The organism is Mesorhizobium sp. B2-8-9 (assembly GCF_006439475.1).
In the GTDB taxonomy this organism is placed as follows: domain Bacteria; phylum Pseudomonadota; class Alphaproteobacteria; order Rhizobiales; family Rhizobiaceae; genus Mesorhizobium.
Genome location: NZ_VFTQ01000011.1, coordinates 1 through 23,183, shown reverse-complemented (window position 1 = coordinate 23,183; position 23,183 = coordinate 1). Strand labels below are relative to the sequence as shown.

The 23,183-nt window shown below is 58.0% G+C and carries 17 protein-coding genes and 3 pseudogenes; 3 read left to right on the top strand and 17 right to left on the bottom strand.

Annotated elements, in window-relative coordinates; genetic code table 11:
• Positions 1–55 precede the first annotated feature (55 nt).
• The 14 genes from FJ423_RS15265 to FJ423_RS15200 all read right to left on the bottom strand — a co-directional run bounded on the left by FJ423_RS15265 (position 56) and on the right by FJ423_RS15200 (position 16,672).
• Entirely contained in the window at positions 56–553 is a 498-nt protein-coding gene (locus FJ423_RS15265; RefSeq protein ID WP_064994209.1) for an Lrp/AsnC family transcriptional regulator, read from the bottom strand.
• A gap of 70 nt (positions 554–623) precedes the next feature.
• Positions 624–2,177, bottom strand: a complete 1,554-nt coding sequence (locus FJ423_RS15260; protein ID WP_064994210.1) for a fumarate hydratase — start codon at positions 2,175–2,177, stop codon at positions 624–626.
• Positions 2,174–3,607, bottom strand: coding sequence for an NAD-dependent succinate-semialdehyde dehydrogenase (locus FJ423_RS15255; RefSeq protein WP_064994228.1), 1,434 nt, complete (start codon positions 3,605–3,607; stop codon positions 2,174–2,176). Before FJ423_RS15255 ends, FJ423_RS15260 begins: the two co-directional genes overlap by 4 nt.
• A gap of 200 nt (positions 3,608–3,807) precedes the next feature.
• Positions 3,808–4,734, bottom strand: a complete 927-nt coding sequence (locus FJ423_RS15250; protein WP_064994229.1) for a LysR family transcriptional regulator — start codon at positions 4,732–4,734, stop codon at positions 3,808–3,810.
• A gap of 116 nt (positions 4,735–4,850) precedes the next feature.
• On the bottom strand, positions 4,851–5,765 hold the full coding sequence (locus FJ423_RS15245; protein ID WP_086081362.1) for a CoA ester lyase: 915 nt from the start codon (positions 5,763–5,765) through the stop codon (positions 4,851–4,853).
• A gap of 118 nt (positions 5,766–5,883) precedes the next feature.
• Complete coding sequence (locus FJ423_RS15240) at positions 5,884–7,035, bottom strand: CaiB/BaiF CoA-transferase family protein (protein WP_064994211.1); 1,152 nt, start codon at positions 7,033–7,035, stop codon at positions 5,884–5,886.
• A gap of 15 nt (positions 7,036–7,050) precedes the next feature.
• Entirely contained in the window at positions 7,051–8,301 is a 1,251-nt protein-coding gene (locus tag FJ423_RS15235; RefSeq protein WP_064994231.1) for a methylaspartate ammonia-lyase, read from the bottom strand.
• An 81-nt stretch (positions 8,302–8,382) separates the two neighbouring features.
• Complete coding sequence (locus tag FJ423_RS15230) at positions 8,383–9,378, bottom strand: succinylglutamate desuccinylase/aspartoacylase family protein (RefSeq protein ID WP_064994212.1); 996 nt, start codon at positions 9,376–9,378, stop codon at positions 8,383–8,385.
• Positions 9,379–9,748: 370 nt separating this feature from the next.
• Positions 9,749–11,116 (bottom strand): CapA family protein, encoded by a 1,368-nt coding sequence (locus FJ423_RS15225; RefSeq protein WP_064994213.1) that lies wholly within the window; start codon positions 11,114–11,116, stop codon positions 9,749–9,751.
• A 45-nt stretch (positions 11,117–11,161) separates the two neighbouring features.
• A complete protein-coding gene (locus tag FJ423_RS15220) occupies positions 11,162–12,235 on the bottom strand; it encodes an oligopeptide/dipeptide ABC transporter ATP-binding protein (protein ID WP_064994214.1) in 1,074 nt (357 codons plus the stop codon).
• On the bottom strand, positions 12,232–13,233 hold the full coding sequence (locus FJ423_RS15215; protein ID WP_064994215.1) for an ABC transporter ATP-binding protein: 1,002 nt from the start codon (positions 13,231–13,233) through the stop codon (positions 12,232–12,234). The genes FJ423_RS15220 and FJ423_RS15215 overlap by 4 nt, the downstream gene beginning before the upstream one ends.
• 7 nt (positions 13,234–13,240) lie before the next feature.
• Positions 13,241–14,122, bottom strand: a complete 882-nt coding sequence (locus tag FJ423_RS15210) for an ABC transporter permease (protein ID WP_064994216.1) — start codon at positions 14,120–14,122, stop codon at positions 13,241–13,243.
• 1 nt (position 14,123) lies between these two features.
• Positions 14,124–15,065: an ABC transporter permease gene (locus tag FJ423_RS15205; RefSeq protein ID WP_064994217.1), complete on the bottom strand. Its 942-nt coding sequence runs from the start codon at positions 15,063–15,065 to the stop codon at positions 14,124–14,126.
• On the bottom strand, positions 15,065–16,672 hold the full coding sequence (locus FJ423_RS15200; RefSeq protein WP_064994218.1) for an ABC transporter substrate-binding protein: 1,608 nt from the start codon (positions 16,670–16,672) through the stop codon (positions 15,065–15,067). Before FJ423_RS15200 ends, FJ423_RS15205 begins: the two co-directional genes overlap by 1 nt.
• Positions 16,673–17,484: 812 nt before the next feature.
• On the opposite strand from FJ423_RS15200, the gene FJ423_RS15190 reads away from it, so the two are divergent.
• Both FJ423_RS15190 and FJ423_RS34145 read left to right on the top strand, forming a co-directional pair.
• The gene (locus FJ423_RS15190; RefSeq protein WP_064994219.1) at positions 17,485–17,814 is read left to right on the top strand and encodes a hypothetical protein; all 330 of its coding nucleotides are present in this window, start codon (positions 17,485–17,487) and stop codon (positions 17,812–17,814) included.
• 272 nt (positions 17,815–18,086) lie between these two features.
• Positions 18,087–18,585: pseudogene (locus FJ423_RS34145) on the top strand (IS630 family transposase); the annotation flags it as partial.
• Positions 18,586–19,200: 615 nt separating this feature from the next.
• Here FJ423_RS34145 and FJ423_RS15185 read toward each other — a convergent pair.
• The 3 genes and pseudogenes from FJ423_RS15185 to FJ423_RS15175 all read right to left on the bottom strand — a co-directional run bounded on the left by FJ423_RS15185 (position 19,201) and on the right by FJ423_RS15175 (position 22,437).
• The gene (locus FJ423_RS15185) at positions 19,201–20,430 is read right to left on the bottom strand and encodes an acetyl-CoA carboxylase biotin carboxylase subunit family protein (protein ID WP_084015912.1); all 1,230 of its coding nucleotides are present in this window, start codon (positions 20,428–20,430) and stop codon (positions 19,201–19,203) included.
• 229 nt (positions 20,431–20,659) lie between these two features.
• Positions 20,660–20,967, bottom strand: a pseudogene (locus tag FJ423_RS15180) (IS21 family transposase); the annotation flags it as partial.
• A 222-nt stretch (positions 20,968–21,189) separates the two neighbouring features.
• A complete protein-coding gene (locus FJ423_RS15175; protein WP_064994224.1) occupies positions 21,190–22,437 on the bottom strand; it encodes an acetyl-CoA carboxylase biotin carboxylase subunit family protein in 1,248 nt (415 codons plus the stop codon).
• Between the two features lie 267 nt (positions 22,438–22,704).
• Between FJ423_RS15175 and FJ423_RS15170 the strand changes: the two are divergent.
• A pseudogene (locus tag FJ423_RS15170) lies at positions 22,705–22,905 on the top strand (IS21 family transposase); the annotation flags it as partial.
• Between the last annotated feature and the right edge of the window lie 278 nt (positions 22,906–23,183).

Sequence of the window (23,183 nt, the reverse complement as noted above, 5' to 3'; positions counted from 1 at the left end):
TCGCCACGGAATTCGCGGAATGGAGGTCCAAACCCGCGGAATCAGGCCTGGGCGTCTACCGCTGTCTTAGTGAGGACAAGGGGATCGGTGCATTCGATTTCACAGGTTTGGTCACCACAAGGCTGTAATATTGATCAATCCCCAGCCCTGCCTGCAGCAGCCCCTCCATAAAATCTTGATAGGTAGCCATGGAAAGTGTTGCGACGCGCATCAGATAATCGATCCTTCCCCCAATTGCCCAGCAATCCAAGATTTCGGGAAAATCTTGGATCGCGACCTCGAAGTGTCTTTGGTCCTCAAGGCGATGACGGTCCAGCACGACCTCCACCATTACAAAGACCATGCCGCCAATGAGGGCTGGACTGAGCCGTGCGTAGAATCCCTCAATAATTCCTTCGGCCTCGAGTGCACGGAGACGTTCCGAGCAAGCCGACGCCGAAAGATGGACGCGCTTCGCAAGCTCGCTTTTTGAAATCCTACCGTCTGACTGAATCGCTGAAAGAATGCGGATATCCCAGGCGTCCAGGCGCAGAGGATTGGGTTTTGCCTTCATGACTTCAGCTCTTATGCCGTTGCCGACACTGGAATTGGGTTGGAACGACCGGCTCTTGGTCACGAAGGGTTCAAACGCCGATGTTGCGTGCGATGCTGTCCGCAGCCATGCGCTTTCGCCACTCAAGAGGTCCGGAATCATGAATGGAGTTTCCCTCGACATCGACAGCTGCGATGACAGGCATGTCCTTCACCTCGAATTCATAGACAGCTTCCATGCCAAGGTCTTCGAAGGCCACAAGCCGCGCTGACTTAATTGATTTTGAGATCAGGTAGGCAGCCCCTCCCACCGCGATGAGATACGGCGTTTTGTATCTTGCAATCGACTGTATTGCCGCCCGCCCTCTCTCCGCTTTGCCCACCATCGCGAAAAGCCCGGTTTCGGCTAGTACCTTTTCCGTAAAATCGTCCATTCGGCTGGAGGTCGTTGGCCCAGCCGGTCCGACGACTTCATCTCCCACCGCGCGGACGGGTCCAACGTAGTAGATAACGCGTCCCTGCAGATCGAACGGAAGCGGCTTGCCGGCGTCGATCAACTCGACGATCCGCTTGTGGGCTGCGTCACGGCCCGTCAGCATCGTTCCGGATAAAAGGAGGGTTTCCCCGCAGCGCCACGATGCTGTCTCTTCCTTCGCCAGCGTATCAAGATTGATCCTGCGTACGCCGGCTGGCCTCAATTCGTCCGTTCCAATTTCGGGCCATTCGCTCAGATCGGGCGGCTGGAGTCGGATGGGTCCATAGCCGTCCAAAGTAAACTTCAGGTGCCGGTTGGCGGCACATTGCGGGATGAGGGCAACGGGCTTGGACGCCGCATGAGTAGGATAGGTCGCAACCTTGACGTCAACGACTGTCGTCAGACCACCAAGGCCTTGGGCCCCAATACCAAGCGCGTTGATCCGCTCATAAAGCTCAATCCGCAGCCCCTCCTCTGGGCTGGACGCTCCCCTGGCAATCAGTTCCACCATATCGATGGGCTCGTTCATGGCCTCTTTGGCCAGCAGCATCGCCTTTTCAGCGCTACCACCGACGCCAACAGAGATCAGGCCGGGGGGGCACCATCCGCTGCCGAGGGTCGCCACCGTGTCGACCACCCAATCGGCAACGGATGCGCTTGGGTTCAGAGTGGTGAAACGGGCCTTGTTCTCCGAACCGCCGCCTTTTGCCGCAATGGTGATCTCAATCTTGTTACCTTGCACAAGGTCAACGTGGACGACTGCCGGCGTGTTGTCACGGGTGTTCATCCGTCGGGCAAGCGGATCGGCAACAATTGATGCCCGAAGCGGATTGTCCGGGTCGAGATATGCCTGACGGACACCGTCATTCACGAGGTCTGCGAAACTGGCTGCTGAGTTGATGCGGACGTCCATACCGACCTTGGCGAAGCACACCACAAGACCGGTGTCCTGGCACATCGGCCGCCGTCCGAAGGCCGCCATGCGGGAATTAGCCAGGATCTGTCCGATGGCATTCTTCGCCGCTCGACTCTGTTCACTCACGTAGGCCTGCGAAAGAGACCGGATGTAATCTGGAGGATGGTAATACGAGATGTACTGAAGGGCGTCGGCAACGCTCCTTGTGATATCCTTGCCGGCGATGGTCCGTGTTCTACTTCCCACCGATTTCATCCAAATGAGCTGAGACCGTTGACCATTTTGAGGATTTGGAAGCTTCGCACCCCCTGTTCGCCGCCTTCATATCCGTAGCCACTCTGCTTGACTCCCCCATAGGGCGCGTCTGCCGAGACCCCTTTCAGGTAATTCACACTGACAGCGCCTGCCGAAAGGCCATTAATCAGCTTTCGCTGCGTATTGGCAGCGTCCGTGAAGAAATAAGCGGCCAAGCCATAATCGGTGGCGTTGGCCTCCTCAATCGCCTCCTCGAGCGCATCGAACGGCGCCACAGTGAGGATCGGTCCGAACGGCTCTTCATGAAGCACTCTCGCTTCCTTCGGTACGGCCGTCAGGATGGTTGGCGGCCAGTAAAAGCCCGGTCGGTCAAGGCGGGCGCCACCGGTTTGGATGCGGGCGCCTCGTTCGACCGCATCCTTGGTCAGGCGCTGCATTGCTTCTATTCGCCGGGCGTTCGCCATCGGACCCATGTCCGTTGCAGCGTCGTCTGGTAGGCCGATCCTGATCTTGCGGACCGCCTCCGTCATCCGGGACAGAAATTCCTCATAGAGGGACCGCGCGACAAGAATCCTGCTGGGCGCATTGCAGCTCTGGCCCGCGCACTCGAACTTGTATTCCGAAATAGCCGGTACGGCCTTTGCCAGGTCGGCATCCTCGCACACAATAACCGGGGAGTGCCCACCGAGTTCGAGGATGCAGCGCTGCAAATTATTCGCCGCGAGCATGGCCAGCTGTTTTCCAACAGCGGTTGAACCGGTGAAAGTTAAAACCTTCACGATTGGCGAACTGAGCAAATGCCGCGATATATGCACCGGCACACCGAAGACCAGATTGACCACGCCGTCCGGAACGCCTGCTTGGCGCAACGATTCAACAATATGGACTGCCACGCTCGGTGTCTCTTCAGCCCCTTTGAGGATCACCGGGCAGCCTGCCGCAAGCGCAGGGGCGAGCTTGCGGGCGATGAGAACGGCCGGATAGTTCCAAGGGGTAAAGGCAGCAACGACGCCAAGGGGCTCCGGGACGACCATCCGGTTCGGACCCATCGGAATCGGGGTCGACAGCTCCTCGGCATGTCTGCCGTTCCATTCCAGCGTTTCGACAGCGCGCACATACTCACCTGTCGCTTCGGCAATCGTCTTTCCCTGTTCGGCCGACAGGTCCCTGGCCGCGGCTCCAGCCCTCTCTGCTAGAATCCTGGCGGCTGCTACGAGGATCTCGCCACGATGTTTGGCTGGCCGCGAGGACCACGCCTTGCGGCTCCGTTCTGTCGAAGCGAGAGCCTCATCCAAATCCGACACGGTCGCCGAGGCCACCGAAGCAAATACCTTCTCCGTCGCCGGATTAACCACCGGCAATGTGGCTCTGCTACCGCCGGCTCGCCATTTGCCGTTGATAAAGAGGTGGTGGCTCCTAGCGTCGGACATCGCGCGCTCCACTTAGTGAAATATTCATGCCATACAAGCGCCGTTCGATGTCAAAAACACTGAACTCGCTTGAGCCAGTTTCATCGCGATGGTCGCGGAGGGTCAAATATCGATTAGTGCCGAAATCCATCTGGAATCCAGATCGATCTGATGTTGATGGCGGGAAGCGGTCATGTCCCAGCTTCGTAGTTGAACGGTTATCAGGTCGGCTCAGCAGCCACTGCAGCCCAGCCGCGGCTCTCAATCAGTTCTCTGGCCACATTGGTGATGAGCTTACGTACCGCGCAAACGGATGCAGAACGCTCATCTTTCGGATTCACAGCAAGCACGACGGATCGGGTAATCGCCGGATCAACGATCTTGACGGTCCGGACCAGCCCTTGAGAGGCTTCTTTCTGAACCGCGGACGGAGCGAGAATAGAATAAGCCTTTCCGTCTATAACCATGTTGATGATCGTTGAGAGCGAGTCCACTTCAAACTTGACGTCCAGCGCGCAACCGTGTTGTGCGACGACGTCAGCGACTGAACGTCTGACGTTATTGCTGCGCATGGGGACCGCGAGCGGGAATGCATGCAGGTCAGCAAGAGATATAGCATCTTCGAAGGGTGGCTCACCGGACGGAACCACCAGACAAAGGTTTTCGCGCGCTAGCACCGTCATCCGCCCTACACTGTCCGCGGTGCGGTAGAGAACCGCCAGATTGAAGCGTCCAGCAGCCATCCACTCCTCTAGCGGTCCAGTCATACCCTCCACCATTTTGAGGGACACCTTGGGCAATTCGTTCCTCACTGCCTCAAGCAGCGGCCCGCTCAGAACGCGAGCCGCTCCAGATGGAATGCCCATAGTTACCTCCCCGGCAGGGGAAGAAGCTGTGTTGGTCAATTCCACCTCAGTAAGTCGAATTTCTTTGAGGATCGCCCGTGCCCGCTCGAGCAATTTGGCTCCTGACGCTGTGACGCTCACGCCAGTCCTGTCACGTATCAGCAGCTGAGTCCCGAAGCCTTCCTCCAGTTGACGCACATGCAGGCTTAGCGCGCTTTGGGCGACATTAAGGAAGCCCGCGGCTTTCGTGAAACTGCCTGCTTCGACCACGCCGACGAAGTATCTTAATTGTCTGATTTCCACGGGTACTCTTCCGAGGGCGAACTCCAATTTCGGCAATCTATCTCGAAATGCGATGGCGCGACAGCAATAATTGTGCCACGGCGCACCCAGTCGGCTCTAAATCAGCCGCACAAGACTCAAACGTCCAAGTCGGTGTCCGGACCCGCGGCGGCAATTTCTTGGGCCCTTCGAATCACCGGCGGATCGACCATCTTTCCCTCGAAGGCGAAAGCGCCTCGACCCTGCCCTGCCGCATCTTTTTGCGCCGCGAGAACACGACGGGCCCACTCGAGCTCCTGTGCGCTCGGCGAAAAGGCCTCATTGAAAATGGCCACTTGTGCCGGATGGATCGCCAAAGCTCCGGCAAAGCCAAGCCGCCGCGCATGCGCCGCGGCTTCACGAAGTTTATAGGTGTCCGAGAACTCGCCCATGCTTCCAATAAAGCCCAAAGGGAGCAATCCGGCCGCACGGGCAGCGAACAGCACGGCAAGGCTCGGGGCCAGGAGCAGATCAAATCCCGGGACGCCGCCAACAGCGGCACTGAAGTCTTCAGGACCAAGCGCCATTGCGACCATCCTTGGATGCGCCGACGCAATGGTCGCGAGCTTTCGCAAAGCGCCAGGCGTCTCGATCTGGGCGAGGAAACGTATGCGTCCCACGGGAAGATTTCTTTCCCGTTCAAGTTCCGAAACCGCATTGGCGATCTCTAAAACCCACTCTGCCGAATCCGTCTTGGGGAGAACCAATGCATCGACACCGGCCACCACAGCTGCATCGAGATCGGCCGCCAAGACGCGCAAACCTCGGTTCACGCGGACCAAAACCGATGCGCCCTTACTGCCCACCTTTGCCACAGATTCAGGAAGCTGCCGCCGTGCCTCGCCTTTTTGCTCCTGCGGAACGGAATCCTCGAGATCGAGAATGAGGCCATCAGCACCCCGCTGATGGGCCGTTGCCACAAAACGCGCAACGTGAGCGGGAACAAAGAGTAGGGATCTCCAGCGCGGTACGGGAAGCGAGCTTTCGGCGGCTGGACGGTTGTCCTTGATCATGGACTCGCCTCGCGGATATTAGCGAGAGCGATGCCAGTGAGGTTGCCGGCCGGCTGCCGGTGCTTTGCCCGGAGCAAGCACGGACTCCCGAGTGCGTCGCTCCCGACAAGCGGCGCGGTCATGCTGACACAGCTCTTTCGTGCAAACGCGCTGAAACCTCCTTGCGGACGCTCTCCGTGTGGGCGCCAAGAGCTGGAACTGGACGCAGCGACGGGTGCTCAGAGTTGAAGATTGCGGCCGGCGCTATCGTCTCCACAGTTCCTTCAGGTGTGCCAATTCCAACCCTGCGAACATGGGGATGTTTTGAAATATCCGCGACTTCATTCAGTCGCCCATATGCCAAACCGGCCGCTTCAAGCTCCTGCATCGCTTCGTGGCAGGACAATTCGGAAAACCGCCTTTCAATAATCTCGTCAAGTTGGGCACGGTGTCCGAGCCGCTCCATATTGTCTGCAAAAGTAGGTGCGCGTGTAAGCGACGGCTGCTTCAGGAATTTCTCGCAGAAATTCACCCACTCGCGGTCGTTCTGAACCGAAAAAATGACTTCCTTGTCATCGGCACAACGATAGGCGCCATACGGAGCCAGCGACGGGTGTTTCACGCCGGCGCGTACTGTGTGATAGCCGCTGTAGTCGTTCTGCAGAACCGGCACGTTCATCCAATCGGCGACGGAATCGAACAGTGACACCTGAATGCTTGTCCCTTCGCCAGTGACCTCACGGTGATACAGCGCCTGAAGAATGGCGCTATGCGCGGTCATGCCCGCCGAGATGTCGCAAACAGAGACCCCTACACGCGCTGGTCCTTGCTGGTTGCCCGTGATCGCGCATAGACCTGTTTCAGCCTGGACGATGAGATCATATGCCTTCAAATGGGAATATGGCCCTGTGTCCCCGAAACCAGAGATATCGCAGGTGATCAGCCGCGGAAAACGTCGGCGGAGATCGGCAGATCCAAAACCGAGTTTTTCGGTACTGCCCGGTTTCAGATTCTGAATAAAGACGTCCGAACCGGTAATAAGCGCGTCCAGGACTGCGCGGTCCGCTTCCAACTTCAGGTCCAGACAGACCGACTCCTTGCCCCGATTGAGCCAGACGAAGTAAGCACTCTGTCCCTGGACCAACTTGTCGTAGTTTCGGGCAAAATCACCTTCGGGCCTCTCGATCTTGATGACCCGGGCGCCCGCGTCTGCAAGGCGTGACGATGCGTAGGGTGCGGCCACGGCCTGCTCGACCGCTACGACGGTGATCCCCTCAAGAGAGTTCTGCATGCGACACCGTGCTTTTCATCCAACGTTTTCGTTTTGATTCCGACGCCTCAGGACCGCCAGCAACCGGTTCTGTTCATTCCCGACAATTGAGAATGCCTCGTCGACACCCATTCCCGGCTTTGCAAGCATCATGTCGGCCTGGGTTGCCACCGATACGTGGACCGAACCCTGGGCGGAGAGATCTGTCTCGGTACAGCTCCCGCCGACATACGCTCCGACCCCATTTTCCTTGCAAAGGAGAACGGCCCGAGCCGTGTCGGCCATGGAGCCGACATCGGGCGTCTTTATCTGAACAAGGTGCGCGGCCTTCGCTTCAGCAAAGAGCAGAATATCCTCAAGCGTATTGCATCTCTCATCGACGACAACGCGGGCGCCCGATCCCCGGTCATCCAGGATCGATACGATCCGGGCATATTTCTCAATTTGAGCTTGCGTGGAACCATAATCCGCCGGCGACTCGATATTGAGCGTGAAATCCGGAACGGTTTCTGCAACCTTGCAGATAAAGTCGGCAACGCGTCGCGGCTCCAGGCCGATTTCCTGGCCGATCCAGCCATACACATCGAAATGCAAGACCGGATGATAACCTGCGTGGCCGATTTCACCTGTCCGAGTTGCAACCCATTTGACGAATTCCATGAAGGTCTGACCGTCGACGCCGAATTTCTGGCGCGAGTTGATCAATCCGTGCGGAAGAACATCCACGCCCTTCAAAATCATCTTGTCAACATTGATTTCGCGAGCATCTCCGCTCTGGCAGTAAATCGGAACCCTACGTGTCGGTAGAGGCAGATCAAATTCATTGCATATGATCTCCGCCATCGTCGTATGATGAAGATGGGCGGCCGCGCGAAGGAGAGCTTGGCTGACGCCATACTGAATCGCGAGTGGCAACGGCTTATGTTCGTAGGGTTCGAAAACCTTCGCACAGGCATCCAGATAAAGAGATGCATCGACATCGAGAAGCCGCGGGACCACGACCCGCCACGACAAATCGGAGATTTGATTCGGATCGAAGAGCGGATCGCGTCCGCCGGCACCAGAGTACTGGACGTTCATCATGTCGCCCCAAACGACGGTGTCGTCGGCAAGGACAAGCCCGACGCTGAGCGATGATGCTGGAATGCGAATCGACTTGAACCCAGGCGTTGTCGGTACGCCGACATAGATGAAACCATCCTGGACGGCGCCGGACCTGATGGCAGCTTGATCATCATAGAAGAATGCACCGTTGCCAGGCGCAAGGACCACGTCTTTGATCTGCAATTCAGTCACCCGATTCATTCTGAGGGGATAAAATTCGTTACGCTGCTGGCCGGCGGGGCGCTGGCCGGTCGGCATTTGATCTTAGATCTTCTGCGGTCGCGCGACGATTGCTACCTCTTCGTTGACGTGCACATGCCTGCCCGATCGGATGGCTAAGACGATGGATGTTCCAGGCGCGCGGATACCAATGGGCTTAGCGGACAGCGAATCCATCGGATGCAGGATTCCTATGAGAGCTCCCTGCTTCACTTCGTCCAACACCGAGCAGCGAGGTTCGAAGATACCGGTTGCAGGCGATTTCAACTCGTCGGACGGACGAGTTTCAAGTATTTGACCGGATTTCTTTTCAAGGAATGTTGGATATTCGGCTTTGCCCTCGACCAACCCGAGCGCGATGAGCGCGTTACGCACTCCAGCCTCGAAGATCGCGAGATTATCCGCACCTACCGTGCCGCCACCAAATTCAGTGCAAACAAATACCTTGCCCTGGTTTTGGGCCAGGATATCGAACATTCCAACCGTGTCGTTATATTCCCAGACCAAAGTCACGGGCAATTTGAACGCTTCCGCCATTCTCACCGTCCTGGCCATGAGATCGCGATCGGCAATCGGATGCGTCGTGGCGGCCGGTGGAAAATCCCACGCTGGTCCGAAGCTGTGCAGATCAAATATCGTGTCGGCCATTGGCAACAATACGCGGGACACCGCATCAGCGATTCGTTCGGTCACTGACCCGTCGCCGCGGCCCGGAAACACGCGATTGAGATTCAACCCGTCGAGCGGAGTATTGCGGCTCCATGCCTGCACGGCCAATGGATTGAGCACCGGTAGGACGATAACCCTTCCACAGGTTTGCGCTTCTGGCAGCCACTCAATAAGCCGTCGCGCGACAAGTGGCCCCTCCAGTTCATTGCCATGGTTTCCGCCGGTGACAAGGAGGCGCGGTCCCTCACCTTTATTGAGACTGAAGATCGGAAGCGAAAGCTCTCCGGAGTCGGCGCCTCCCGGGACAACAAGATGCCCCCTGCTCACGCCGGGCGTCTCGAGATCAAACGTAAGATGTGGTGCTTCGCTCATTGTTCAACCTATTGCGAGTATTCAGGCGATCTGGCAGCCGGGTTCGGTTGCCGTTATGCATTTGCATTTTCCCGCGCTCGAAGTATGCGCCACACGATCGTCAATTCGCCAATATAATGTCCGGCACGGTGCCATCGCGCTTTTAGATGGAGGCCGCTTAGCTGGGACCACGGCTAGTCGATGTCCAAAAAAGAGAAAACGGGAGCGGTGAACCGTTGATACCTGTGCCTACAAAGGACTGCCATCGTGTCTGGCCACGAGGCGGGTTCTTGTAGGGCTTCTGCAGATTCTAAAGCACCACCGAGCCTGCCACGTCCTCTATTTCAGCAGATGTAAATGCCCAATCAGATGCGGCAACTTGGTCGAGCCCTCAGCGCGCCGGGGTCAATCTGATCACTCCAACATCGTTTTCGATGTTGATCTCGGTCCCGAACGGCTCGGATAAAATCCGTAGGCGCTCTAGGATGGCCTTGGCTTGAGGTGCCGAGGCGAACTGAGGGATTCCCCGGTCGGCAAACCGTTTGGAGTGGCCGAGTTCGATGGGATATAGCCGCAATTCGGCAAGTTGGTTCCGCTCGAAACGGCTTACCGTGACAATGCTTTCATAGAAGATCGGGTCTGTGAACCCTTTTGCCATCTCGGCGACCTTCACCTCCGCATCAGTATGGACGCGCGGGTCCTTAGCATATTCGTCAAACATGTCGGCGCCGGTCGGGGTCCCAAGGTCGTCCTCGAAGAAATTACCCAGGCTATAGAAAATCGGCCGGCCCCGATAGATTTCGATGCCTCGCAGCAGATGGGGCCCGTGTCCAACGTACGCGTCCGCTCCGGCGTCGATCATTTTGCGCGCAAAGGATTGCTCGTAATCTGGCGGTTCTTGGCTCAAATTACCAGGCTCGTGGCAGTGGTTGGTGACAATGCAGAAGTCAGAGAACTGCTTGCCGCGGCGAACGTTCCGCAGGATGTCGGCGACATCGCGCGAGTCGGGTTCATAGCTGTATCCCGCCTTGTCGCCCGCCTTGAAGGTCACTCCAGCGATCACGACGCATGTTGGCTCACATTCGGATTGGTAATAAACGGGCAATCCATCGCGCACTTGCCTTAGATTTTTCAGCATATCCGACGGGACCACGATGTTTTGCGCCAAGCGAAGCGGGTTGAGGCCGGGTCTACCAGGGGCCTCGCCAGCGGGATCGCACGCACGAAACATTGGCGCAAATGTTGTGGCCAACGACACCAACCCCACGCGACCGCGTGCCGTTTCGAAGAAACGCGCAGCACCAGCTTGTGCAAGGTTCTCGCCCGTCCCCGCATGGACAACACCGCTCTCATCGAGCACCCGGCTCGTCTCGCGCATGCCTTCAATGCCCCAGTCAAGAGTATGGTTGTTCGCGCGGCCCACGATGTCGAACCCCATCGCCTTCAAGTCGGGTCCGACCTCCGGCAAGCTGAGGTGATACGCGCCGCCGTATTCAGCCTGGGGATATCCCTTGAAAGATCTGCTGTCAAAGATGTTGACTTCCAGATTGCCAAAAGTGACATCAGCATCCTGAAGGATTTTGACGATAGCGCCGAAGCCGGGATCTTGAGATTTTGTCACCGCTCGAGACACGATTAGGTCGCCGACTGCTACCATCGTGAAGCCATCTTCAACGTTCGTTTGAATTGAACCAACCGTATCGTAGTTGCCGTCCTGCTGGACCAGATGAGAACTGCTCACGTGTGAATTTTCTTCCATAGTCCTTCTTCTCTTCTTTTCGCTACATTGGATTGGGTGGTCATGTCAGCGGCGCTCTCGAGATGTTCGAGCGGCGAAAGTTTCTGACATAACCATCGGATCGAGCGAATGATCCCCCGGCACAGGCATTAGATGGAGGATGTCTTGCAGCGGAGCGCGCACATGACAAGCCACGACCCGCCCATCTCCCATAGGCACCAAAGCCGGGACTTCGACACGGCAACGTTCGACCGCGAGCGGGCAGCGCGGATGAAACGCGCACCCGCTAGGCGGATGAATGGGACTTGGCACCTCACCCTCGACGGGCGCCTCCAGCCGAACGCGTGTCGGATCCGGGACCGGTGCTGCCGCGATCAGAGCCTCGGTGTAGGGATGGACCGGCTTGGCAAAGAGCGCCTCGCACGGCGCAAGCTCCACGAGCCGCCCGAGATACATGACCGCGACGCTGTGGCCGATATGCTCCACGACGCCAAGGTCATGTGAGATGAAGACAAAGGCGATGCCCATCTGCTGCTGGAGATCCAGGAGCAGGTTCAGGATCTGTGCCTGCACGGAGACGTCGAGGGCAGACACCGCTTCGTCGGCGATGATGAGAGAGGGGTTGAGCGACAGGGCGCGTGCAATGCCGAGCCGCTGACGCTGACCGCCCGACAATTCGGACGGAAGCCTGTGCATCATCTCGCGCGACATTCCGACTTTTCGGAGTAGATCCGCAGCGAGTGCGTTGCGCTGCCTTCGGCTGAGGCGCTCGAAATTCTCGACGGGTTCCGTGATGATCTGTCCGGCGGTAAGGCGCGGGTTCAGCGACGAGTAAGGATCCTGAAAGACCATCTGCATGCGACGGCGCCAGGCGCGCAGCGCGCCTTTTGTGAGGCCAGCAATATCGGTTCCCTCGATCAGCACGCGTCCGCCGGTCGGCTCGACGAGCCGCATCAGCAGTCGCGCGACTGTGGACTTGCCGCAGCCGGATTCGCCGACGATGCACAGCGTCTCCCCCGCCTCGACGCTGAAGGATACATCCTCCACCGCCCGGATCATCGGAATGCTTTTCTTGAATAGGCCCGAGCCAAGCGGATAATGCTTGGTCAGATTCTCGACTTTCAGCAGAGGACCGTTCATGCGCCCATTACCTCTTCGGCGCGCCAACAAGCTGCGGCCTGGCTCGACCCGACATCACGCAGGATGGGTGTCTTCTCGCGGCAAATATCGATCGCGAAGGGGCAGCGTGGTGCAAAGCTGCAGCCGACAATGGGCTCGCGCAGGTTTGGCACCACGCCGGGTATCTCCGGCAGGCGGTGCTCGCGGCCGCGCCGCCGGTCGGGCACCGATCGCATAAGCCCTTGAGTGTAAGGATGCGCCGGTCGCGCAAACAGGTCGATGACGTTGGCCTGTTCCACGATACGACCGGCATACATCACAATCACGCGCTGGCAGGTCTCGGCGACGACGCCGAGGTCATGTGTGATGAACATCACGGCCGTTCCCGTGCGCTCCTTCAGATCGACGATCAGCCGCAGGATCTGCGCCTGGATGGTGACGTCGAGCGCCGTCGTCGGCTCATCGGCGATCAACAGTTCCGGCGAGCAGGCCAGAGCCATGGCGATCATGGCGCGCTGGCGCATGCCGCCCGACATTTCATGGGGGTAGTTGTTGACGCGACGCTCAGGGTCCGCGATGCGGACGAGACGTAGCATCTCTTCGGCTTTCTTCATGGCCGCCGGGCGGGAAGCCTTGGTGTGGATCTGAACCGCTTCGGCGATCTGGTGCCCGACCGTATAGACCGGGTTTAAGCTCGTCATCGGCTCCTGGAAGATCATGGCGATCCGGTCGCCGCGGATCTTGCGCATCTCCCGATCGGACAGTCCAAGCAGGTCGCGACCCTGGAAGCGGACCTCGCCGCCAACGGTCCTGGCGCCCCGCTTTGGCAACAGGCGAAGGATCGACAGGGCCGTCACGCTCTTCCCGCATCCGGATTCGCCGACGACGCCGAGCGTCTCGCCTTTCTTGACCTGGAAACTGATGCCGCCCAGCGCACGGGTGACGCTGTCTTCGCCAAAGAAATGCGTTTCGAGGTCTCGCACCTCGAGCAGCAGGTCGTTTCCTAGCCTTTGATGCATCTGCGTGTCAGCGCCTCTGCCTGGCGCGGGGATCGAACAGGTCGCGCAGGCCGTCCCCGAGCAGGTTGACGGCAAGGACGGTGACGGCCAGGCAGATACCGGGGGCAAAGATCGTCAACGGCGCGATGGCGAGATAAAGCCGCGAGCTGGCGATCATGTTGCCCCAGCTCGGAATCTCGGGCGGAACGCCTACGCCAAGAAAGCTGAGCCCCGCCTCCGTCAGGATCGCGCTGGCGCAGACAGTAGCGCCCTGCACCATCAGCGCCGGAATAGTGCTGGGCAGGATATGACGCCACAGCACCCTTGTCAGGCGCGCCCCGCCGCACAGCGCGGCCTCAACATAGGGGCGCTCGCGAACCCCCAGCACCACCGACCGGACCAGCCGTGCGACGGCTGGGGTCTCGGGGATCGCGATCGCGACGATCAGGATGCCGAGCCCCGGACCTGTTAGAGAAATGAGCGCAATCGCCAGCAGGATCGTCGGGATCGACATCAGCCCGTCCATGATCCGCATGACGACATTGTCGAAGCTGCGGCTGTAACCAGCGATGACACCGATCAGGAGCCCGATCAGGGAAGCGCTCGCCGCCGACAGCAGCCCGACCAGGAGCGAGATGCGGGCCCCGAAGATCGTTCGCGCAAACACATCCCGCCCGAGATTGTCGCTGCCGAACCACATTTCGGCGGAAGCCGGCTGCAGCCGCTTGAACGGATCCATGTTCCCCGGATCGCCGGCGTAAACCCGCGCCGCCAGCGTCAGGATGATCAGAAGCCCCAGTAGGCCGCCGCCTGTCAGGACGAGCGGATGACGCCTTGCTAGACGCGGAAGATCAGACAGGCGCAGTCGCCTCGCCGGGACATCTTCAACTGGTGCCGACAAAATCGTCATATCAGTACCGTATACGAGGATCGATCAGGGTGTAGGCCAGATCGACCGTGAGGTTGATGAGCACGTATAGACCCGAGGTCACGATCAGCACGCTCTGGATGATCGGATAGTCGCGGTTGCTGATAGCATCGACGACCAGCCGGCCGATGCCGGGTATGTTGAACACCGTTTCGGTGAGGACCACGCCGCCGATCAGATAGGCGAAGCTGATGCCGATCACCGTCAGGATCGGGACGCCGGCATTCTTGAGGGCGTGGTGGATAAGCATGGCATAGGACGAAGCGCCCTTGGCGGCCGCCGTTCGTATGTAGTCTTCCGACAGCACCTCAAGCATGCTCGCCCGCGTCACCCGGGCGATGAACGCAATGAAGCCAAGACTTAACGCCACGGTGGGCAGCACCAGATGCACGAACCACGGCCCGAGGCCACTCTCGATCGGCAGGTAGCCCTGAACCGGCAGCCAATGTGTTCTGATGGCGAAGAAATATATCAGAAAATAGCCGATGACAAAGACCGGGACCGAATAGCCAAATGCCGAGAAGACCGCGAGCAGGCGGTCGATGAGCCCGCCGGTTCGCCACGCGGCAAGAATGCCGAATGAGACTCCGACCGTCACCGAAAGGATCATCGTCAGCATCGACAGCGAAAGGGTCGGCTCAAGCCGCTGCGACATCAGATCGAGAACGGGTCGGCCCGCAAAGATCGAGGTGCCGAAATCGCCGCCCAGCATGTCGCGCACCCAATGCATGAACTGAACCGGCATGGGATCGTTCAGGCCGAGCTTTTCGCGGATGCCGGCGATCATGTCGGCCGTCGCCGACTTGCCGGCGATGATCGCTGCCGGGTCGCCGGGCGCCATCCTGAGCAGCAGAAAGACGAAGATCCCGACCATCACCATGACAGCGATCGCCGAAACCAATCTGCGCAGGATGTAGGCCGCCATTAGGCGGAGGCTTTCCGCATGTTCCACATGGGGACTATCTGCGGCATGCCGATGAGATCTGTGAGTGACTTGCGGTGCGCGACCGGCGAGACATATGTTCCCAACCTCACGTCGCCGACAAAGTCCCACCAGATTGGTTGCATCTTGCGGGCCAGTGCCTTTCGCTCATCGAGCGTTGCGACATCTGCCCATTTGGCCCGCAGCGCCTCATACTCATCGTTCTTCGGCCAGCCGTACCAAGCGTCGTCTCCATTCGCGAGGAGAAGGGGGCTGGCGAGCGGATTACCTAGCGAATAATCGAATTCGGCCGTGATAAACATACTCCAGCCGCCGTTCTCAACGGGGTCCTTTTTCGCTCGGCGCGCGGTCAGTCCGCCCCAATCCATAGGCGCAAGCTCGGCATTGATGCCGATCTTGCGCAGTTCAGCTGCCAGAAACTGCGAGGCATTGTCGGACTCGCGCCAGTCGGTCGGATCGAGAATGACCACCTTCTCGCCGGCGTATCCAGCCTCCTTGAATAGCTGCTTGGCTTTTTCCGGGTCACCACCCTTCTTGTACCATCCCGTGTCCTCCTCGTTGGACACGAGCGTATCCTTGCCGAATATCGAAGTGACGGTGTCGACGTATTTTGGGTCTGGGTACATGATCCGCATGAACGCTTCCTGATCAATGAGGTGAAGCACCCCTTGGCGCGCCTTGATGTTATTGAACGGCGGATGCAGGAAGTTCATGCGAAGCACCACGTCCCAGCCCTGCTTGTCCAGAACCTGAAGTGCAAGATTGAGATCGCCCTCGATCACCGAGAACAGATCGGCTGGTGGCGACTCTACGTAATCGACCTCGCCTGCTTGCAAAGCCGCCATTGCCGTCTGCTGGTCAGCGATAACATCCCAGATGACGCGATCGACATTGACGACCTTCCCCCCGGCCAATCCCTCGGTCGGCTCCTTGCGTGGAACGTATTTTTCATTGCGATCATAGGTGATGCTCGCGCCTGGCTTGGCAAGAGCTTCATTGAACCTGAACGGGCCCGATCCGATATTCGTGGTCACCTGCTCCGTCGCGGGGCGATTCGCATCCTTCTCGCGCATTATGAAAAGGCATGGCGGCGTAAGGTCTGCCAGGATATCGATCAAAATCCCAAGCGATTCCTTGAGCGCGATCGTGAAGGTCTTCCCGTCCTTCGTCGAGATATCGCTGGCGCGAGCCATGATCAGCTGGCCGCCGGGATGCACCTGGCCCCAGCGACGGATCGAGGCCACACAATCCGCCGCGGTCACGGGGGTGCCGTCGTGCCAGCTGAGCCCCTCCCGCAATTCGAATGTATAAGTCTTCTTGTCGTCTGAAACGCCCCATTTCCCTACCATTTGCGGCCGCGGCATAAACTTGGAGTCGAGCGAGAACAGCGTGTCGTAAATCGCCGCCCCGTGGTCGGCGGTGATGTTCGTCGCCGTCCAGATCGGGTCAAACACACGCAGGTCGCCCTTCACCATATGCACCGTCCGCGCTGAGGCTGGCGATGTCTGCGCCCGCAGGACCGAAGGGATTGATAAAGCCGTTCCGGTGACCAAGCCCACTTTAATTAGGTCGCGTCGAGAGACTGTCATGTTCCAGTTCCCCTTAAATTAGTGGCGAGGCGGATCCGCGCCTGTGGGCAAATCTCGGAAAGTCTGACGTTCCCAATTGCAGGCTCTTATGACGACTTTCCGCCTACCAATCAGCATCACTCGCAAGCGGTCGTCAAATGCAGTTTGTATATGTCGTCATCTAAAAGCGAGATGGATAGCTGTCGAACGCAGCGCCGATCTGCGAAGCGGCACGCGGCCGGCGATACAATTCGGCCTGACCGAGAGTAAGACGCAGCGTGTTAGGTCTTCGCGCCGATTTCCGGCGGATCTTCCGATATCATGGATGAAGAACAGCGGCCTTCATCGCTTGGATGCTAACCTTGCGGAACAGGGAGTTTTCCTGGTCCGCTCCGAAAGCAGGGGCAGATCGCCTTCTGGCCACTCAGCGACGCCGAATGGATCGCGAAATTGATGATATCGGGACGGAGATCGAACGGCGACAATCTAGTCTACTAATTTGGCGTTGTCCGGGCCTCAATCACAGCGGGGAATGGCTACGACCGAGTACGAGAAGGAGGCGCCGCCACCAATCGTGCGACTGTGTTCAATGCGGGCCGGGCGTAGCGCTACGGATTTCGAGTGATTCCCGTCTCTCTGCAATCAAACACACGTAAACTGTCGGATCTTACAGCAGTTTTAGGAGAAACCTCTAGGCGCCTTCTAGTCCCTTTCTCGAACACTATGTCATCTACGTAGTGAAACCCAATCTTCAGATTTTTGATGAGCGAGCGAGTGTTACCTGGGCGAACGAACGCAGTCACTTTATTAATTTCTAAATAGTCGAAAGCAAATTGCACTACCGCTCTCCCAGCTTCGACCGCGATGCCTTTCCCGGAGGCAGCAAGGTGGAGGCGGGTTACAATTTACACGTTGCTCTCCTCTACGGAGTCTCCCCGTACAAGTCCACAGTAACCAGCGAATTTTTTGGCCTTACCCTCGTCTTTGATATCGATTATCCAATAGCCGAAACGATGATGCTGCCAATGATTGATGAACTGAAGAAGCTCAGCTTTCGTCTGCTCTATTGTCGGAGAGACTCCGTCTCTGATGGCGTTTACCACGAACGGATCGCTATGCAGTCCATGCAGAAGAATCTCGTCGCAATGCGACGGACACCTTAGGATGAGGTGGGACGTTTCGAGGGTGTACATCGGAAGATTCCTCTCTGGGCTGGCACTTTATAGTTTACGGAAGCTTAACAAAGTTTGAGCCATAACCTTTGAATGCGCGCTCCTTGGTTTAGATTTCTATGAACTCCCTTGTTTCGGGATGCTGTCGTTTTTTAAGATTCACTGATAGGCGCGGTTAATGCACGCTGGTATTGCTGAAGGCACCTAATGGTCTCCGCCTGACATAAGAGTTCTGGGGTAGAATTACCTGCTGCCTGTGCATCATGCGCGGTAGAATATCTCTAGCCGTCTCGCCTTCTGATCATCGGCGGCTGACCGCCCTGGTCATCGACCGCAACAGTCCGCAGAAGAATGTCTGGCGTGCCGAGACCGTGCTGTTGAGCGCCGATGGTGTTGGCACCGTCGAAATCATGCGGCGGACCGGCAAGTCCAAAACGTCTGGCGGTTGACAGCGAGCGCTTCGCAGAGGAAGGCTTTGAAAAACTGCTGCGCACAAGAAGCGGCCCTCGCGCACCCCCCGCTCGGCCCGGATGTCGCCGAACGCGTTGTTGCGCTCACGCTCGAAGACCCGCCCGCCGAGACGACGCGCTGGACGGCCGCCATGATGGCGAAGGTAGCCGACATCAGCGCCAGCGCCAGCCAGCGCATCGGGAAGGCGTATGGTCTTCAGCCACACCGCTCGCGGCAGTTCAAGCTCTCCAACGATCCGACATTTGTCGACAAACGGCGCGATGTCTCGGGCTTTACGTCGGTCCGCCGTCTGATGAAATTTTGCAGATCCAGGCGCCGGACCGAAGCCCCAGCCTGGCCTGTCCATGAAGCTGGGAGGCGGGGGCACCATGGCGCATGACTAGAAGTAGCACGGCACCACCGCTCTCTTTGCCGTGACCAACTTGCTCGACGGCGCGGCCGCAACATGCAGCGGCACCGCCACCAGTAGTTCATTCGCTTCCTCAATGACATCAACGCCGAAAGGCCGGCCAACAAGGCCGTCCAGTCTCGACAACTACTTGCTCACAGCTACCGAAAGTGCGCGCGTGGCGGCATCAGCGCTTCGCCTTCCGTTAATCGCAACGAATTTCCTAACCCTGGCCAAAGTGTACGGGCCGCGGCTTTGATGTACGGGCTCATATTTCAGAAGCACCGCTCATTGCAGGTCCAAATCTCACGCGAAGCTCTTCGTCGCTGCTTAGCGGCCAGACTTGTGGCGGGCACAACTAGGCGCTGAAGTCCCTTGCTGCTCTCCCCGATCCTGGATTCCGTGTCAGGACTTGGTAAAATCAGAAAATACTTCTCCCCTACTGCGATAAAGCTTTCATTATCTCCTATCTGCCGCACCTTCGCTTCCGGCCCAGAAGAACGAACTGAAGATTATTACTAGTCCCCAACTGGTGGAAACGGTGTGATCGACCAATTGATTAAATCGACAGCACGCTGAAGGGCGATCTCGGTCTCAGCAAGGCGCGGGGAAACAGCTATGACCCATCCTAGCGAGTCTCGGTAATCACCTTGCCTGACAATCGGCGTCTTGGGTTCAACATACAATTTGACCGCGGCGACACCTGGTACAGCAGCCGCCAGACTGTCGCCATCAATCCAATCGAGGATGCCATCGCGATCAGGAAGCAGGCACCGCCAGGCAGCAATGTGAGACTGCCTTCTGCGCAAATCCCATTCCTTACCAATGACAAGCTTGATGTGCTCGGCGATGAGATCGACGCCGTAGGCCAGCTGAACCGCATCAGGACCGCCACCAAGACGCGGATTGACTTCAATGACGACCGGGCCCCGCTTGGTCCACCGGAGTTCAACGCACGTTGGTCCCCAGCCAAGGTCGAGAGCTGGCAAACAACTCAGCGAAACGTTGGCGATACGCTCATGCTCCTCATCAGCAAGCGGTGCTGGAAAGATGCCTTCACGGAAGACGAAATGCGGTGGGCGGTCGAAATCAGCGGCCTCAATCCCAAACACCTCATTTCCCATTATATGAACAATATAATGGGGGCCTTGTGCGAATTCTTCGACCAGTATCCTCGACGAAGACTGCAATACGTGCTTCCCGCCCAACAGAAAGGCTGTATATTGAGCCACCTCTTCGACGGTACGGCCCAATCGGACACCGATGCTGCCGCTGCCTACCGTAGGCTTCAGAACTACCGGCAGGCCGAGCTCCGCAGCGCAGCTTTCAACCTCCGCCGCATTCGCTGCGAGGCGATATGCAGGTATCGGAACCCCAGCCTCCGCAAGGAGCTGACGTTGAGTGAATTTGTCGCAGCATCGTTCAATCGATGCGGGGTTCGGTCCTGGTAGATTGAAATGCCGGCAGAGCTTGCCAACTGTCGCATAGACCGACTCGTCGTCACCCGCAAACCCAGTAATGCCAGCAATGCCGTACGTTGCATGCAACCAGGAACATTCGCGGATCAGCGCATCGAGATCGTCTGTATTGACCCGGATTGCCTCAACGTTTTCCACCGCAAGATAGTTATACCGGTCTGGATCGGCTGAAAGGGTAACTGGATGAAGACCTAGACGCTGGGCCGCCTGGATATATAACGGACCATTGCTCCTTGAGCCTTCAATCAGGATGAGCGCTCTTCTCGCCATGGCTGTTAACTCCGATGTTGTGTGCTGTTGGGCGTCTGAGGCGTAAAAGCAACATCACAGCTTTTTGCTGTACCCCGGCTTAATCTACCACAGTCAGATACCTGCGATCGCGAAGACTTGTGAGTTTTTCATGCAAGATCTGTTACACGACGGAATTAGTCGATTCCTCGGTGGTGATGCTGCACAGCAGGGCATGGCCTAGGAGCCTGTCCGACACGCGGGCTGGGGTCGCTTGTAGCTGGCCCTCGATCCCGTCCGGCAGCTTTTGAATGAGGCTCCCAAAGGCGAAGGTCAGATTGGATGCGCCCAGCACCGCGACAAAAATCTGCGCCGGTAAATGACGCCGGTCGCCGGATCGATCACCGGGACCGTGTGCCCGGAATAGCCCGTCTGCATCACCGCGCCCGCCGCATGCCGATTGCTGAATGTCGCGCTCGTCCGGCGTTCGAAAGCGGCGAAGTGCTCGCAGAACCAGGTGTAGCCGTAGCCGTCGGGATGGACGGCGCGATACTCCTGCCACAATAGCGTCAGCGCCACTGTTTCGTCATCATTCCCGAGAATTGCAATGGAGCCGGAGCGTCAGACGAAAGCAGGGGTCCCTGCGTTCGAAGAGCGCTTGGTCAGGACAACCCAGACATGCGCCATCTTGGCGGCAAGTGCGACAACAGCTTTGTTCCGGTGCATATCGATCATCTGCAAGGCCTGGAAAAAAGAGCCCGGACGATTCACACTCCATCCGCTCCGCGCTACCTAACTGCGCTAGGAGTAAGGGGCTGCAGGCTGTTCCTGTTCATTCACACTCGGAAATGGTGTGATCGACCAGCTAACTAAGTCGACGGCACGCTGAAGTATTGCCTGGGTCTGAGCAAGGTTGGGCGAAACGGCCATGACAGATCCGAGAGAGTCTCGGTAATCACCTTTCCTGACGATCGGCTTGTTGGGTTCAACATAGAATTTGACCTCAGCGACACCTGGTACAGCAGCGGCCTGACTGCCGTTGTCGATCCAATCGAGGGTGCCATCGCGGTCGGGAAGTAGGTTCCGCCAGCCCGCAACGTTTGAGTGCGTTTTGCGCAAATTCCATTCATTGCCGATGACAAGCTTGATGTGCTCCGTAATGAGATCGACACCGTCAGCCAGCTGGATGTGTTGAGGACCGCCACCAAGGCGCGGATTGACTTCAATGACGACTGGACCAACCTTCGTCCACCGGAGTTCAACGAAGCTTGGCCCCCAGCCAAGGCCGAGAGCGCGCAAACAGCTCAGCGATACATCGGCCATGCGTTTCTGCTCGTGACCAGTAAGCGGTGCCGGATAGATGCCCTCACGAAAGACAAAATGGGGTGGACGGTCGAAGTCAGCAGCCTCAATCCCAATAACCTCATTTCCCATAATATGGGTGGCATAATAAGGTCCTTGTGCGAATTCTTCCACGAGTATTCTCGGGGAAGACCGCCATGTGTACTTACCGCCCAACAGATAGGTGGTATGTTCGGCTACTTCGTCCACATTGCGGCACAATCGGACACCGCTGCTGCCGGTGCCTACGGCCGGTTTGAGAATCACTGGGAGGCCAATTTCGGCGGCAGCGATTTCTGCATCCGCGGTGTTCATTGCCAAGCGATAAGCAGGCATTGCCACGCCAGCCTCAGCGAGGAGCTGACGTTGAAGGAATTTATCACAGCATCGTTCAACCGATTCGGGGTCCGGGCCCGGTAGGTCGAAGTGCCGGCAGAGCTTGCCAACCATCGCATAAATCTCTTCCTCGGCGCCCGTAATGCCTGCAATCTTATAGGTCGCACGCAGCCGGGAACATACGTGGATCAGCGCATCGAGATTGGCTGTATCGACAGGGATTGTATCAACGCTTTCTGCTGCAAGGTAGCCGTACGGAGCTGGATCAGCCGACAGGGTAATTGGATGAAGACCAAGACGCTGGGCCGCTTGGACGAATAGCAGACCCATACTCCTATGGCCTTCAACCATGATGAGCGCTCTTCTTGTCATTGGCCCTGACCTTTATTGCATGCTATGCGGTGGTCCGAGCGTAAAAAGCATCAGCTCCTTATCGCTCCCGGACCTCAGATTTGGCGGTGAAGTTATCACTGTCGGCGGCCTGCGGTTGCAAAGATTCGCTAAGCTTTAGTTTAAGATTCAACGATTAACGCTGCAGCCGTTGCAGCGCGGCGCGCTCTGACAAAGCTGCGTGCCGACGTTCCGGCGAAGCAGCTGTGGCGCATTTTGTCAGGCCCGGAGAGTTCTGGTGTCCGCCCGCGGTCGCGGCGTCGTTGATCCTTCTTCTCGAACGCCGAGCTCAACGCGGCGATCGCCTAACTGCTAGAGAATCTGAACAATCGGCCGATGCGCCATGTCGGCCAAAGCCGCCGCGAACTGTTCGAGGAGATCGAGCGGGCCGCCTTGAAGCCGCTGCCGGCGGCCGTTCTAATACCCGAGTGGAAGTCGGCGAAGGTCCACCTGACATCGAGTCCGACAAATGCTTCCCTATAATCTTGCTCCCCTATAATCTGCCACGGCTCGTCCTACTGTGATGAGGATCGGCTCGGACCGCCCGAGCAACCCTCGGACGCGCAGTGTAGGGCGAGCCACCTCACCGGCAGAAGCGGACATACGGTCTTACTCTCGATCAGCATCTGCTCACGAAGGTTGCGGTCAAGTGTAAGACCGTATGTCCGCTTCTGCCGGTGAGGTGGCTCACCCTACACTGCGCGTCCGAGGGTTGCTCGGGCGGTCCG